At 67.0% G+C, this 12,840-nt stretch carries 15 protein-coding genes; 3 read left to right on the top strand and 12 right to left on the bottom strand.

Annotation, left to right across the window (positions count from 1 at the left end; genetic code table 11):
• The 5 genes from ABDJ85_RS09420 to ABDJ85_RS09440 form a co-directional block, all read right to left on the bottom strand.
• Entirely contained in the window at positions 1–1,080 is a 1,080-nt protein-coding gene (locus ABDJ85_RS09420) for a hypothetical protein (RefSeq protein ID WP_347704498.1), read from the bottom strand.
• Positions 1,077–1,556 (bottom strand): hypothetical protein, encoded by a 480-nt coding sequence (locus ABDJ85_RS09425; RefSeq protein WP_347704499.1) that lies wholly within the window; start codon positions 1,554–1,556, stop codon positions 1,077–1,079. Before ABDJ85_RS09425 ends, ABDJ85_RS09420 begins: the two co-directional genes overlap by 4 nt.
• 261 nt (positions 1,557–1,817) lie before the next feature.
• Positions 1,818–2,759 (bottom strand): abortive infection family protein, encoded by a 942-nt coding sequence (locus ABDJ85_RS09430; protein ID WP_347704500.1) that lies wholly within the window; start codon positions 2,757–2,759, stop codon positions 1,818–1,820.
• A gap of 497 nt (positions 2,760–3,256) precedes the next feature.
• Positions 3,257–3,622: a hypothetical protein gene (locus ABDJ85_RS09435; RefSeq protein ID WP_347704501.1), complete on the bottom strand. Its 366-nt coding sequence runs from the start codon at positions 3,620–3,622 to the stop codon at positions 3,257–3,259.
• A 65-nt stretch (positions 3,623–3,687) separates the two neighbouring features.
• Positions 3,688–4,692: a zinc-dependent alcohol dehydrogenase family protein gene (locus ABDJ85_RS09440; RefSeq protein WP_347704502.1), complete on the bottom strand. Its 1,005-nt coding sequence runs from the start codon at positions 4,690–4,692 to the stop codon at positions 3,688–3,690.
• Between the two features lie 152 nt (positions 4,693–4,844).
• Between ABDJ85_RS09440 and ABDJ85_RS09445 the strand changes: the two genes are divergently transcribed.
• Together ABDJ85_RS09445 and ABDJ85_RS09450 are read left to right on the top strand one after the other, a co-directional pair.
• Positions 4,845–5,636 carry a helix-turn-helix domain-containing protein gene (locus ABDJ85_RS09445; protein WP_347704503.1) on the top strand — a complete coding sequence of 264 codons (792 nt, stop codon included), beginning with the start codon at positions 4,845–4,847 and terminating at the stop codon, positions 5,634–5,636.
• A gap of 43 nt (positions 5,637–5,679) precedes the next feature.
• A complete protein-coding gene (locus ABDJ85_RS09450) occupies positions 5,680–6,081 on the top strand; it encodes a VOC family protein (RefSeq protein WP_347704504.1) in 402 nt (133 codons plus the stop codon).
• 66 nt (positions 6,082–6,147) lie between these two features.
• Here ABDJ85_RS09450 and ABDJ85_RS09455 read toward each other — a convergent pair whose 3' ends face one another.
• The 7 genes from ABDJ85_RS09455 to ABDJ85_RS09485 form a co-directional block, all read right to left on the bottom strand.
• Positions 6,148–6,543, bottom strand: a complete 396-nt coding sequence (locus ABDJ85_RS09455) for a hypothetical protein (protein WP_347704505.1) — start codon at positions 6,541–6,543, stop codon at positions 6,148–6,150.
• Positions 6,544–6,681: 138 nt separating this feature from the next.
• On the bottom strand, positions 6,682–7,347 hold the full coding sequence (locus ABDJ85_RS09460) for a hypothetical protein (protein WP_347704506.1): 666 nt from the start codon (positions 7,345–7,347) through the stop codon (positions 6,682–6,684).
• Positions 7,348–7,482: 135 nt separating this feature from the next.
• Positions 7,483–7,665, bottom strand: coding sequence for a hypothetical protein (locus tag ABDJ85_RS09465; protein ID WP_347704507.1), 183 nt, complete (start codon positions 7,663–7,665; stop codon positions 7,483–7,485).
• Between the two features lie 485 nt (positions 7,666–8,150).
• The gene (locus ABDJ85_RS09470) at positions 8,151–8,867 is read right to left on the bottom strand and encodes a TorF family putative porin (RefSeq protein ID WP_347704508.1); all 717 of its coding nucleotides are present in this window, start codon (positions 8,865–8,867) and stop codon (positions 8,151–8,153) included.
• Positions 8,867–10,177, bottom strand: a complete 1,311-nt coding sequence (locus ABDJ85_RS09475) for a S8 family peptidase (RefSeq protein ID WP_347704509.1) — start codon at positions 10,175–10,177, stop codon at positions 8,867–8,869. The genes ABDJ85_RS09470 and ABDJ85_RS09475 overlap by 1 nt, the downstream gene beginning before the upstream one ends.
• Positions 10,174–10,812 (bottom strand): zf-HC2 domain-containing protein, encoded by a 639-nt coding sequence (locus ABDJ85_RS09480; RefSeq protein WP_347704510.1) that lies wholly within the window; start codon positions 10,810–10,812, stop codon positions 10,174–10,176. Before ABDJ85_RS09480 ends, ABDJ85_RS09475 begins: the two co-directional genes overlap by 4 nt.
• Positions 10,809–11,399 (bottom strand): RNA polymerase sigma factor, encoded by a 591-nt coding sequence (locus tag ABDJ85_RS09485; protein ID WP_347704511.1) that lies wholly within the window; start codon positions 11,397–11,399, stop codon positions 10,809–10,811. Before ABDJ85_RS09485 ends, ABDJ85_RS09480 begins: the two co-directional genes overlap by 4 nt.
• A 283-nt stretch (positions 11,400–11,682) precedes the next feature.
• On the opposite strand from ABDJ85_RS09485, the gene ABDJ85_RS09490 reads away from it, so the two are divergent.
• Positions 11,683–12,726, top strand: a complete 1,044-nt coding sequence (locus ABDJ85_RS09490; protein WP_347704512.1) for an alpha/beta hydrolase — start codon at positions 11,683–11,685, stop codon at positions 12,724–12,726.
• The last annotated feature ends 114 nt before the right edge of the window (positions 12,727–12,840 follow it).

The raw sequence follows: 12,840 nt of genomic DNA on the forward strand, positions 1-12,840 counted from the left end.
TCAGAACATGGCGTGCAGTTCGGCGAACAGCTGCCGTCGGTTGTCCAGCGCGTTCTGCGGGATGCCACCGAACTTGCGCCACCCCGCGCGCAGTTGCATGAAAGCGATCGGCGTGTACTCGTAGACCAGGCTCAGCCGGCTCTTGTAGTCATTGGCCACCTTGCGGTCGGGGTCGAGGTATTCGCTGGTGAGCTTGAGGTTGTGGCCTTGCTGCACCAGCCAGTTGGCCTCCAGCAGCGTGGCCACCTGCTTGCGCGTGCCCTCGGGGTAGCCGCTGTCACTGACCAAGTCCACCTCCCCCAGCCAGGCCACCGGGCCCGTGGTGGTGCCGGCAAACAGCCCCCAAGCCTGGCGGTCGCCGCCCGTGCCGTTCACGCGCGCCAGCGCAGCGCCTACCCGGCCCCAGCTTTGCAGCCAGGTGACCTGGCCGGTCAGCTGCCTGCCGTTGCCAGCCCCACTGGTGGACGCGATCTGCGCCGACCACTCATCACGCTCCATGCCAATCTCAACGCCCTTGTCGGGCACCGTCATGCTCACGCCGCTGAGCTGGCGCACAAAGGCCAGGCTGTCCTGCAGCCGCCAGCCAAAGGGCAGGTAGAACTGGCCTGCCTTGGCATACCAGCCCAGGCCGGGCGTCGAGACGCGCACATAGCCCTCTTGCCGCAGCGCCTTGCCCGGCGCCACCTGCTGGTCCAGGTAGACACCCAGGTAGTCCTTGACCAGTTGCAGGTCGGCATAGAGGCGCGCCTGCTCGGTGCCGCCCACGCGCGTGGAGCCCTTGCCCGGCACGTCGGTCGAGACCGACGAGGTGCGCAGGTCGCCCCCAAGGCGCAGGCGGTCGTCAAACAGGTTGCCCGACCAATCCGACAGCGGCTCCGGCGCGCTATTGGACGCAATCGCGCCCTTCAGGAAGGCATGCCCCGCCGCGCTTCGCAGGCCGCCGCCCGTGGGGTTGATGTGGCAGTTGACGCACTTCACGCCATAGCGCACGGCCAGGTAAGGCTCGGCCTGGGCTAGCCAGGGCGCCAGCAAGGCCACGGCCAGCAGGCCACGGAGGATCTGACGAGAGAAGCTGCTCATTGCACCGCTCCGTTCTTGATCCACTGCCGGATCACATTGACGCTGGCGTCGTCGAGGTAAGGCCCACCCAGCGGCATGCGCGCGCCCACGCTGGCGTGGCCTTCGAGCTTCTGGATGAGGTAGCTGTTGTCCGGGTCCCCCGCCGCCACGCGCTTGAGCGCCGGCACCTCGCCCGCCGAGACGCCCACCAGCAGCGCATAGCTGTTGGTCGCATCCAGCCGCAGCCCACGCGGCGCCGTGGCGCCCGCATGGCAGCCCGTGCAGCGCGGCGTGAACACGTGAGACTGGATCGAGCGGAAGTTGGGCAACAGCGGCCCCGAAGGGTCCTCCCCCTCGCTCAGCGGCCGGCCATTCGCGTCCAGCCCCTCACCACTGCCCCCGCCGCCGCAGGCGGCGAGAAGCGCCACGGTGGCCAGGCTCAACGCCAACCACGGCAGCGCCGTTCTCTTCGTGTGTCCCTTTGCGTTGAAGCGCATCGCGGTCCTCTCCAGGCATCGCGGGCGCCAAAGGGTGGCCCGCACTCAGGGTGAGTACCGGGGAGAGGGGGGGAGGTTCAAAGGGGCAAAAATACTGATGCGCGGCGCACTTGGCCTGCATGACTGGATCAAGCCTGAGCCGACTCTTGACTCAAAGCATCCAGCAGAGCCAGGCATTTACTCAACGTTTGACATGAACAGCGACTGTGGGCATGCGAGATGTGCCGTGGGCGCCCACTGGAAAAGGGAACAAAGTCGCCACTAGGCCAATTCTGCTTCCGCCGTGGCAAGAAAGACGATCGCGGCGGCGGTTTGATGAAGAGCAAACGCGACATAGTGCGGCGGCACATCAACAACGGCACTTCCTTGTCCGTGACCGCCAAGCCGATTGCGTGCGGTTGGAACCCCGCTCTCTAGCATCGCGCGCAAGGCTGAAAAGTGCTGTGTCCAGAAGGTTGGTATCAGCTGCCTTTCGAACATCAGATCGATGAGGGGCTTGGCGGTAGCTCCCTGATCGCGCTTCCAGTTCCGCGCATCCGCTATTGACTTCATGACGCTTTCCAAGGACTTTAGGCAGTCGGCCAACGCCTCCTTCATGCGCCCATGTCTGTAGTGCTCGTGTGCATGATGAAACTCTGCTTCAGCACCTTGGTACCGAGCGGCATGAAGAAGCGTCAGGGCAGGCTTGACGATTTCAGCGTGAACAAGCTCCGAGTCGATGCGGACAACATCACCGCCTTCAAAGCGATAGCCAAATCCCTGGCGCTGAAAGCGAACGTTTAGTTCCTCTAGTCCGGCAGTTGCCTCTTCGTCAGCGTCTTGGCGGTGCCGGTACCGCCATTCCCGAGAGTGGACGTCAATAACTCGACATGCCAGCTCTACGGCATCCAGGACGCGCTCCACATTCTTCTCATTGAGAACGAAGTTGAAGAGTTCGGACATGTAATCGCGCTTGCCGTAGTCCTTAGCGCTTGGAAGCTTGAATAGCCCGTACTCACGGCAGAGCGAATCGACGATGAACTCGTATGCACCTGACACCATGTTCTCGTCGCGGTGGATGTCGTCCTCGTTTCCGAGGTAGTCCCGCAGGATGTGAACGATCTGGACGCGAAGTTCCTGGGGAAGCTTGTCGTACACGAACACATCAGGTGCCTCTCCGCGGAGCATTGCCTGGCGTTTCGAGAACAATTCGATGATTCGCATGGTTGATACGCGCCTTGTGCCGCCTAACGCCTCTTATGCCGACCATTAGCGACTTGCGCCCAACATTTGAGCACGGGGGCTGGGTTGTAAGTAGCCAGTCTTCTGCGCCCATGCCCGCCGCTATTGACCGGCCGCTTCTGGCAGCCAATGCCAGCAAACATGCCAAGACGCGATTCGCCGCATCCCACCACGCGCCCACGTCCCCCCCGCGGTCGGTCTCCCTTCATCCCTCTTCCTCGTTGTTGGCCCACCAGGCCCCGCCGCAACAGCCGCGAGTTGCACCTCCAGCCCCACTTGGGGTGACCAGTTGAGGCCGACGCGGGCGTCCCAGCGTTGGCTGTTGCTTTGCACGACATAGCCCTGGCCTTGGGCCTTGTGCAGGCCGGCGTGCAGCACCCACCAGAGCTTGCGTTGCACTGGGCCGCGTTGCTGGGCCTCCAGGTACCACGTGGCTTAGTGGCCACCGCAGCAATTGGCACACGGACGATGCCCAGCCCCTACCCAACGATGAACTGCCAATCCCGAACGATGCGTCCGCCATCGTCGATCTCGAGGAACTCCAGGCCGGTGGCGAGCACCGCGCTGGTGGCGGGCTGGACCATCTGCCAGTTGAAGGTGACGACGCCGAGGAGCTGCCTGGCCAGGCCGGCGAGGCGGAAGCTGTGCCCGGCGTCACGCACGTTCTTCTCGTGGGACCCGCGAACGCGCTGCTCCAGGGCATCAAAGCCCTGGGCATGCGTGGCGTTGACGAAGTGGTGCCCATCGGGCCGCCACAGAGCCTCGATGGTGGCGCGGCGCGTTGCAGGGTCGGTCTCGTTCCAGAGGGCGGCATAGCGCTCTGCCAGCAGTTGCGCGTCGATCATGTGGGTTGGCTCCTGGTGTGTTGATGCGTGGTGCGCGGTCGGTGCCCACAGGTGGGCGGGAGGGCTCAGCGGTCGGCGATGACGACCTTGCCCACATGGCGCTGCTCGGCAAAGTGCTGGTAGGCCAGGTGGGCTTCATCGAACGCAAACGCGCGGTCGATCACGGGCTCCAGGCGGTGCTGGGTGATGGCGCGGTGCATAGCCTCGTAGGCCGCGCGGCTGCCCACAAAGACCCTGCGTATGGTCACCAGGCCGCGTAGTGCTGATGCGTCCAGGCTGCCCTGCCCCAGCGCGGCGACCAAGGCGACTTCGGCATTGGCCGCGCAGGCGGCCAGGGACTGCGGCAAGCTGTCGATGGCGCCGGTCTCGACGACGTGGTCAACGCCGGCCCCATGGGTCAGGCGGCGTACTTCTGACGCCCATTGGGGGTGCAGTTGCCGATCAATGACCTCGTCCGCGCCGAGCGTGCGCAAGCGCGCCGCCTTGTGGGCACCGGACGTGAGGGCGACAACCCGGGCACCGAACAGCTTGGCGAACTGAACGGCAAACAGCGCGACGCCACCGGTACCAATGGTCAGCACGGTCTGGCCCGGCGCGATGGGTCGCCCGCCGGTCAGCGCGCTCCAGGCCGTGAGGGCCGCACAGGGCAGCGTGCAGGCCTGCTCAAAGCTCAAGTGCTCGGGGGCGGGCACCAGCGCAGCAGCCTCGGCGACCACGTAGTCAGCCAGCATGCCGTCGCGCGTGCAGCCGAATTGATCGAGCGCCATGGGCATCTCCAGGCTGCCGGCCTGCCACTTGGGGAAGTAGCAGGCGGTGACGCGGTCGCCCACACGCAGCCCCGTCACCCCGGGGCCCACCTCGACCACTTCGCCAGCACCGTCTGACAAGGGCACCACGCTGGGCCGCGCGGGAACGGCGTAGCGCTGCTGCTGGATCAGCAGGTCGCGGAAGTTGATGGACCGTGCGTGCACCTTGACGAGTGCTTGGCCGTGGCCTGGTTGCGGCGGGTCTTCCTCTTGCCGGCGCAGTGCGCTCGGTGAGCCAAGGTCTTGAAGTCGATAGGCGCGCATGAGCCTGAGGCCCTTTCATGGAGGTGTTGGGGTGCGTTGGCGATTTGCTGACGGCGCCGCCACTGTGCGGGGACGAAGGCGGCGCGTCGATTACCTGCAGGTAAGCGGCCGAGAGGCTGCGGGCCCCGCGTTCCCCCAGATGAAAATGCGTGATGGACACGCGATTTCAGACTGCCGTTGCCAGCATTGGCGAGCTACTGCGCGGGTGGCGCGAGCGGCGCGCCCTGAGCCAATTGGCCCTGGCCCTGCAGGCGGGCGTGTCCTCACGCCACCTGAGTTTTGTCGAGACGGGCCGTGCTCAGCCTGGGCGCGACCTGATCCTGCGCTTGGCGGAGGAACTCGACATTCCGCTGCGTGAGCGCAATGCCCTGTTGGTGTCGGCCGGCTTTGCGCCGGTGTTTGAGGCCGGAGCCTTTGACGACCCCGCGTTCGACGGCATCCGCGCCATCGTTGACCTGACGCTGGCACGGCACAAGCCGTTTCCCGCCTACCTGATCGACCGGCACTGGAACATCGTCCGGTCGAACGCCGCCGTCCCGGCGCTGTACGAAGGCGTCGATGCCGCCCTGCTGCGGCCACCGATCAACGTGATCCGCCTGGTGCTGCATCCCGGCGGGTTGGCACCCCGTGTGCTGAACCTGGGCACATGGCGGCTGCACTACGTGGCGATGCTGCGGCGCCAGATCCAGATGACGGCGGACCCGCAGTTGGAGCACCTGCTGCGTGAAGTGCTGGCCTACCCCGGCCCGACGGACAGCGGCCACGAGCCGTTGGCCGGGCCAGCTGTGCCCTTGATCATCCAGACACGGCTCGGCCGCTTGTCCTTCATCAGTGCCACGACGGTTTTCGGCAGCGCTGCGGATGTCACGCTTGAGGAGGTCGCGCTCGAACTGCTTCATCCCGCCGACGCATTCACGGAGTCGGCCGTCCTCCGCGCCTCGTAGAGCACGCTCACCCGAGACAAACCACTGCCAACCGGAGTCCCACATGTCTGCTTCTGTCACCGTCGGCGCGTTCGCCATCGTGCCCAGCAACGATTTGGCAACCGCGCTGCCGTTCTGGGAGCGCTTGGGTTTCGAGCGCACTGGCGGCGACGCCCAGTACTTGATCATGACGGGCTGGGGCTGCGAAGTGCACCTCACGCAGGCCGGGAGCGGGCCCTGGCAGGTTCCCACAGAGCACAACCCCTTCGGCGTATTCATCCGCACGCCGGAGGTGGAGGCCATTGCCGCGCGGGTGGACGACCTGATCATTCGCCCCGGGGGCGTGTTGCGTCACCGCGAGTGGGGCCTCTACGAAGTCGGGGTGTGCGGGCCGGACGGACTGCTGGTGCGCATCGGTTGGCCGTCGCGACTGATGCCGAACGGGACGCCTTCCGCCGGCGCGTGAGGCCAACAGTTTCTTAGGGCGGATCGTTGACCCGCGCAGACCCTCGCGGCAGGTTTCAACGAGGGCTCAACCTGCCCTACAACTGTCCGCCACGACCACAGGATCCTCCTTGGTCAGCACAGAGACGCACTCATTGAAGCCAACAACCAGGTACTCGCGAACCCAGTTCTGACGGCCAGATTGAAACGCCGCGCGAGTCAGCTCAAGATCTTTCCAACCTTTGGCTTCCACCTCAAAGAACCAGCCATTTCGCAAAGAACATTGCGACCAAAACTCAGCGAGGTCCAATTCATCGAGCACACGGAACCCATAGGTCTGTGCGAACTCGACTTTCGCAGCCCATTGAGGGGAAGAGACCGCTACGGACAGCCCGGAAGATGAGAAGGTCACGGACGAAACTTGGGTGGCCTCGTCCGCCGGAAACGGTGTCGGAACAACAGCGAGGATGGGGGTTTCGCTCACCAGTGCGAGCCTTCTGACGAGTTACATGTGGATCTATGGCGTTCACCATATCACCGGGTGGCGCCACATGCTGCCTCTTCACGGACAGTCTCGTAGGGCGGGTCGTTGACCCTCGCCGACCCTCGCGGCGGGTTTCACCTAGGGCTCACCTCGCCCTACCTCTTGGCCCGCCAGACGTTCGAGGCGCTCGCGCACCTCATCTCGGCCTCGTCCTACGCGCCCGGCAAGCGGAAATCCAGGAAGTGGGCCTTTCTCCTTGGCCACCGATGCCATTGCCTGTCGCGCCATTTGCTGAGCCGCTGTTTCGTCGCCTTGGCTGGCCGCTATCAACGCCAACGATCCAAAGTATCGGTACCGGTTGAACGGAAACATGAGGTCCTGCTTTTCCCAGTTCCGTTCGATCGCCGTGAGCACTTCATCGAAAAGGAATGACAGGCCTCGGACCGATGCGAACCAGGCGTAGTCGATGTAGTGATAGCCGCGAACGTTGGGACGCTTTGCTTCAAGGTCCACAGCGCACCGGTACGCTTCGATCGCGCCGTTGTTGTCGCCTAGAGTCGCTGCCGCCTTTGCCATGGTCGCGTGCATCTGAGCCGCGTGGATACCTGTTTCGGCGCCGTCAAGCTGCCTCCTGGCCAATGTGATCGCAGCGCGCGCGTCCTCTGGGCTACTCGAATCTGCGAGTGTCAGAGCCTGAATGCGCAAGTATTCCTTGCGTTGACCGCGCGAACGCGCCAGGCGTCTCTCGAACTCAAGGGCAGCATCCGGTGTCCACTCGGCCTGCCGATACCAATCGTTAGTCATTTCTGAGAATCTCACCTCGGACAAATCGGCTATGCGGCTCGGCGGCTTTGGCTGCACGCTCCCAAAATTCGCGCAGCGCTCGCGGCGGGTTTCGCTTGCGGCTCTACCCGCCCTACAACTGAAGGTTCGCACCCGTCATTGGCCTGCCTGCTTCAGCCAGTCCTCGAACCATGCCGGCGGCATTCGTTCACTATCGAACGAGCGCGTTCGAAGTTCCTCGGCTGAGTAGGTGCAGGCAAGGTGGAGATCCCACTGCGTCTCCACATCGGCAAGGATGGGCATAAGCCGCTCGATCTCCGCTGGCGCGTCGATATCCATGTACTGGCGCCAAAACGCGTCACACCACTCGGCAATCTGCTGGTGCGAATGTGGCGCCGTGTCCGGCGTTGCGCCCCAGGCTAGCACCTGCCGTATCGATTCGGCGCTGTATGGAAGCTGGATTCGGCGGTTCGCACCGATCATGGCCTAGCCCACCCGATACAGGATCACTGGCGACGACCGCTCCTGGCCGTTGCCGGGAGCACCCGAACCGAACAACCGACCGAGGCCGACGCTATTCATCGTTCTGGTCGGCACCAGGCAGTAGATGGCGGTGGGTCTGGTAGTAGTCCCAGCTCACCCATATTCCGGCGACCACACCCAAGGGAAACAGCACCCACTCCCACCAACGTAGCCTTGCGGGATCGAAGAACATTGATGCCGCACTACCAAATGCGAGCAAGGGCCCTCGAAGATTCTTGGGGATGAGCTTTTCAATTGGGAGCAGGCCAAGCATTGCGGACCAGTGTACGTAGCGGCCTACCTCAATGCGCCCACGTCACCCCCAACACCACCGTCCTTCGCGCCTCGTCGCCGGTCCATGTGGTGGGCCCACCCTGGCCGGCTGCAACAGCGGCAAGCTGCACCTCAAGCCCCGGCTGCGGTGACCAGCTGAGCCCAGCACGCGCGTCCCAGCGTTGGCTGTTGCTTTGCACGACATAGCCCTGGCCTTGAGCCTTGAGCAGGCCGGCGTGGAGCACCCACCAGAGCGCGCCTTGCACGGGGCCGCGGCGCTGGGCTTCGAGGTACCAGGTGGCCTGGTGGCCGCCGTAGTAGTTGGGGGCGTGGGAGAGGCGCAGCAGCCATTGCTCGGTCTGCAGGCCCACATAGGCTTCAGCAAAGTTGTAGCGGCTGATGCTGGCGAACTGGTGGCCGCGCAGGCCGAGGTCGAGGTCGATCTCAGGGGAGAGCTTGAACAGGTGGCCGCCGTAGACCTGGAGCCAGGGGCTACTGCGGTAGGTGCCCGGCGGCTGTGTGGCGAAGCGTGCGCGGGACAGAGCGGCACCGGCGTAGCTGGCGCTGTCTCCGTCCCAGCTGAGGCTGAGGGCGGCCGAGGGGCGGCCGGCGCTGTAGGAAAGGCCGCGCTCGCGGGCGTCGGACTGGAGCATGAGGCTGGCACCGATGTCGGCGCGTGCGCCAAGCGGGAAGCCGAGCGGCAGCACAAGAGCCAGGGCCAACAGGAAGCGGAGCGAGCGGCGCATCAGCGCGCAGTGTGCCGGGCAGGCTCGCAGCCGTTGTCCCTTGTTTCGAGCTTGACCGCAGCGGATGCGGGGAGGCGTTTGGCGAGGCTGGCGCAGGCATCGACGCGGCCCTGGGCATCGAGCACGAGGCTTTGGCGCGCGGTGCCGGGGCGCCAGCGTTGGCCGTCCACGGCCTGCAAGAGGGCAAGCAGGCCGGCCACGTGGGGCGCGGCGTAGGACGAGCCGTTGACCAAGGCCCAGCCGCCGCCGGGCACGGTGCTGGGCACGTCGCGGCCGGGGGCGGAGACGGTGTCGCCTGCGGAGCTGGTGACGGTGGCGGCGGCGGTGGTGGAGACGGTCAACACGCCCGGGTGGGCGGCCGGGAACTGGCCGGGGCGCCCAGGCTGGGCGGCGACCACGGCGGCGCCGCGCGCCATGGCCTGGTCAAGCAGCAGGCCGAGCAGCTTGTCGGGCGGGCCACCCCAGCTGAGGTTGAGGATCTGGGCGCCGTCGTCGATGGCGGCGTGCAGGGCCTTGGCGAGGCTGAGGGTGCTGCACAGGGTTTGGTCACCGCTTGCCTGGCGGCAGGCGCGCAGGGCGAGCAACCGAGCCTCGGGGGCAACGCCAGCAATGCCGAGGTGGTTGTCGGCGCGCGCCGCGATGATGCCGGCCACCGCCGTGCCGTGAAGCTCGGGCGGCGGGGGCAGGTCGTCCACAAAGCTGGTGGCGCGCTCGAGCTGGCCTTGCAGGTCGGGGTGCTGCTGGTCGACGCCGCTGTCGATGATGGCGATGCGCACGCCGCGCCCGGTGCTGACGCGGTGCAGTGCGGCCAAATGCCATTGGCCGGCGGCGGGCTGGGCGGCGTAGAGGGGTTCTTGTGCGGCGCTGGGCTCAGGCGAGGTGGCGAGGCCCTGGAACTGCTGCGAGAGCTGGGCCCAGGCGACGCGCTTGTCGGCCGAGACGGCCTGGGCGACATCAGCGGCGCTGCGCGAGTCGGCGGCGGGCAGTTGCATCACAAAGCAGTCGATCGCCAGGGCGGGCATGGGCCACTCGCTGCGGAGCTGGAGCTTGAAGTCCTGCGCCAGCGCTTGCGCCACCTGCAGCCGGGCCTGGCGGCCGACGCTGGCGCCGTAGCTGCTGGCGTAGCTGCCCTCGGGCCGGAAGTGGGCGCGCGGCAGCTGGAGCATGACGAGCACGAGGCGGTCGTCGTCGGGCGTTGGCTCGGTGGCAGCGTGGGCGGGGTGCGCCCAAGCCAGCAGCAGGCACAGGCCCAGCAGGGTGCTGGCGCACCACTGCAGCCACAGCGGCTTGAAAGGGCTGCGTGACTTCAAGGCTGCTGGGCCCGCAGCGGCGCGGCCATCTGGACCAGGGGCGAGGCCTGCAGGCCGGCCAGGCCTTGGGGCTGGACTTGCAGCAGGTAGGCGCCGGCCTTGGTGGGGCCGGAGACGATGCGCGCTTGCTGGGCTTGCAGCAGGCTGCGCAGCGCGGCCTCGGTGGTGTCGGGGCGGAAGATGACGAGGGCGTCGCCCGCCGGGGCGGCAGGGGCTGGCGCTGACAAGCCGACGTAGGGCGAGGCAGTCTCAGCCGGCGCCGGGCGCTCGCTCACCCACAGGCCCACCACGCTGGCGAGGGCGACTGTTTGCAGGCCCAGGGCCAAGGGCATCCAGCGGAAGCGGGTGGGCGTGGGTCTCTGTGCATCCAGATGCGCGGTCTGATGCCGGTCGATCTGGGCGTGCAGGCGCGCGAGGCTGGCGGCAGGGTCGGGCGGGGGCACCACGGCTTGGCTGGCCAGCACGGCGCGCAGCGGGGCTTCGAGGTCCAGCTCGGCACGGCAGGCGGGGCAGGCGTCGAGGTGGTCGCGGACTTCGTCGCGCTCGTCGCGGCTGAGCTGGCCGCGGGCATACCAGGGCAGCAGGGCCTGGATGCGGCCGTGCTCGTCGGCTTCAATGGAGACAACAACACTCATGGCAAATCTCCTGGGCCGGGGTGGCGCGAGGATTCAGTCGAAAGCAGGTCGCGCAAGCGACGGCGGGCGTAGAACATGCGCGTTTTGACGGTGGCGGGTGGGCAGCCGACGATGGCGGCGATGTCGTCGTAGGCCATGTCGTGGAAGTAGCAGAGCACGACCACGGCGCGGTGCTCGGGCGAGAGGCTGGCCAGGGCTTCGCGGGTGCTGGCCTGCAGTTGCGCCAGCGCCAGCTCGGCCTCGGGGCCGGGGCGGTCGTCGGCGGGGTCGTCGGCCGGGTCGGGCTCAACGGGCAAGTCCAGCCGCGCCAGGGCCTTGAGCCCGCGCCGGTAGGCAATGCCGAAGATCCAGGTCGAGAGCTTGCTGCGCCCGTCAAAGCTGGCGGCGCGTTGCCAGACGACCATCAGGGTGTCGTTGAGGGCTTCTTCGACCAGCTCGGGCTGCTTGAGCATGGGCTGCAAAAAGCGCCAGAGCCGGGGGTGGTAGAGGCGGTAGAGCTCGTCAAACTCGCGCCGCCGGCCGGCCCGCACGCCGTCGAGCAGGGCCAGCTCCAGGGCCTCGGCGGCCGGGCCGGCTGCGGACGCCACAGACGCCGCAGACCCCCCCATAGGCGCAGCAGCGCCTGGCATCGGGCGGCGTTTGGACGAGGGCCACGAGAACATGGGCAGGGAGGTCTTGGGGGATGACAGCGAACGTGTGCACCGTGAGTCCACGGTGGACGGGAAAAGGTTCAATCTTGTTCCCGCACCCCCCACAAACGACGGGGATCGGGCAATGGCGGGCGGCTCCGGGCGACACTGGCAAACGGCCTGCCCGTCAAGCGCAGGCCCCTCCTCCAGCCGCCACTCCTCGACCTGCGAAAGAGACCTGATGCTCAACCCATGGCCCACCCTTGCCGCCCGACGTCCCTGGCTCCTGGCGATCTGCCTTGGCGCACTGCTTTGCGGCGGCCCGGCCTCGGCGGTGCAAACGCTGGCGGCGTCCTACGAGTCGGAGCCCGGCGTGCGGCTGGCGGCAACGCTGGAGTTGCCGGCGGCCACCCCCGGCAAGCGCTGGCCCGTGGTGTTGCTGGCGGTTGGCGCGGGCAAGTGGGGGCGGGGCGGCTATGTGGCCTTGCGCAGCCGCCTGCATGCGGCGGGCGTCGCCACGCTGAGCTATGACAAGCGGGGCTTTGGGGAGTCCACCGGCGCTTTTGATGAATCGTTGCCGCTGGTCTCGCGCGACATCGCGGCGGGCGTGAGCTTCCTGCGGTCGCGGGCCGATGTTGACGGGCATCGCATCGCGCTGCTGGGCCACAGCCAGGGCGCCGCTGCCTTGCCGCTGGCGGCCGCCACGGTGCGAGACGTTGCCGGGATCGTCATGCTGCAGGCGCCCATCGGCGCGCGGGGCGAGGTCTTTGGCGACGGCATGCAAAAGTCGCTGACGCAGTCGGGCATGCCGGCGGACACGGCGCGCCCGGTGGTTACGGCAACCTTGACATGGCTGGAGGGCCGCACCCAGCGCCTGCCCGCGCCGGAGATCGACCGCCTGCGCGAGGCCGCCGTTGCCGCCTTTGTGGCAGCGGGCATGCCGCCGGAGGGCGCTCGGGGCGCCATCCAAAGCCTGGACAACCCGATGCTGCTGTCCATGTACGACGCGCCGCTGGCGCAAGACCTGATCCGGTCCGGCAGCCCGGTGCTGGCCGTGTATGGCGGCACGGACACCATCGTCGCGGCCGATGTCAGCGCCCCCATGGCCACCCGGGCCTTGAACCAGCATGCCAATGCCCTCGTGCTGGTGGTGCCGGGCATGAACCATTCGATGCAACGCCTGGACCCGGTGCCTGCGGCCAAGCCCGGCGAGCCCCAGGAAGACTACATGCCGCCGCAGATGGTGGAGGCGGTGGCGCACTGGCTGCTCGATCGCTTGCGCTGAGCCAGACATAGACTGCGACGCCCCCGGCGGAATTGCATGGGGCCTCGCCACCCCACTTGCATTGGACGTCGCATGCCTACGCCTTTCGCCGCCCGCGCCAGCCTCGCTGGATGT

Origin of the sequence: Roseateles paludis (genome assembly GCF_039872745.1) — a bacterium.
Lineage (GTDB): Bacteria > Pseudomonadota > Gammaproteobacteria > Burkholderiales > Burkholderiaceae_C > Pelomonas > Pelomonas paludis.

Excerpts from the sequence above, each read along its gene's own strand:
- ABDJ85_RS09460 (WP_347704506.1), bottom strand. The coding sequence starts at position 7,347 with ATGACTAACGATTGGTATCGGCAGGCCGAGTGGACACCGGATGCTGCC.
- ABDJ85_RS09440 (WP_347704502.1), bottom strand. The coding sequence starts at position 4,692 with ATGCGCGCCTATCGACTTCAAGACCTTGGCTCACCGAGCGCACTGCGC.
- ABDJ85_RS09445 (WP_347704503.1), top strand. The coding sequence starts at position 4,845 with ATGGACACGCGATTTCAGACTGCCGTTGCCAGCATTGGCGAGCTACTG.
- ABDJ85_RS09435 (WP_347704501.1), bottom strand. The coding sequence starts at position 3,622 with ATGATCGACGCGCAACTGCTGGCAGAGCGCTATGCCGCCCTCTGGAAC.
- ABDJ85_RS09480 (WP_347704510.1), bottom strand. The coding sequence starts at position 10,812 with ATGAGTGTTGTTGTCTCCATTGAAGCCGACGAGCACGGCCGCATCCAG.
- ABDJ85_RS09430 (WP_347704500.1), bottom strand. The coding sequence starts at position 2,759 with ATGCGAATCATCGAATTGTTCTCGAAACGCCAGGCAATGCTCCGCGGA.
- ABDJ85_RS09470 (WP_347704508.1), bottom strand. The coding sequence starts at position 8,867 with ATGCGCCGCTCGCTCCGCTTCCTGTTGGCCCTGGCTCTTGTGCTGCCG.
- ABDJ85_RS09425 (WP_347704499.1), bottom strand. The coding sequence starts at position 1,556 with ATGCGCTTCAACGCAAAGGGACACACGAAGAGAACGGCGCTGCCGTGG.
- ABDJ85_RS09420 (WP_347704498.1), bottom strand. The coding sequence starts at position 1,080 with ATGAGCAGCTTCTCTCGTCAGATCCTCCGTGGCCTGCTGGCCGTGGCC.
- ABDJ85_RS09490 (WP_347704512.1), top strand. The coding sequence starts at position 11,683 with ATGCTCAACCCATGGCCCACCCTTGCCGCCCGACGTCCCTGGCTCCTG.
- ABDJ85_RS09465 (WP_347704507.1), bottom strand. The coding sequence starts at position 7,665 with ATGGATATCGACGCGCCAGCGGAGATCGAGCGGCTTATGCCCATCCTT.
- ABDJ85_RS09450 (WP_347704504.1), top strand. The coding sequence starts at position 5,680 with ATGTCTGCTTCTGTCACCGTCGGCGCGTTCGCCATCGTGCCCAGCAAC.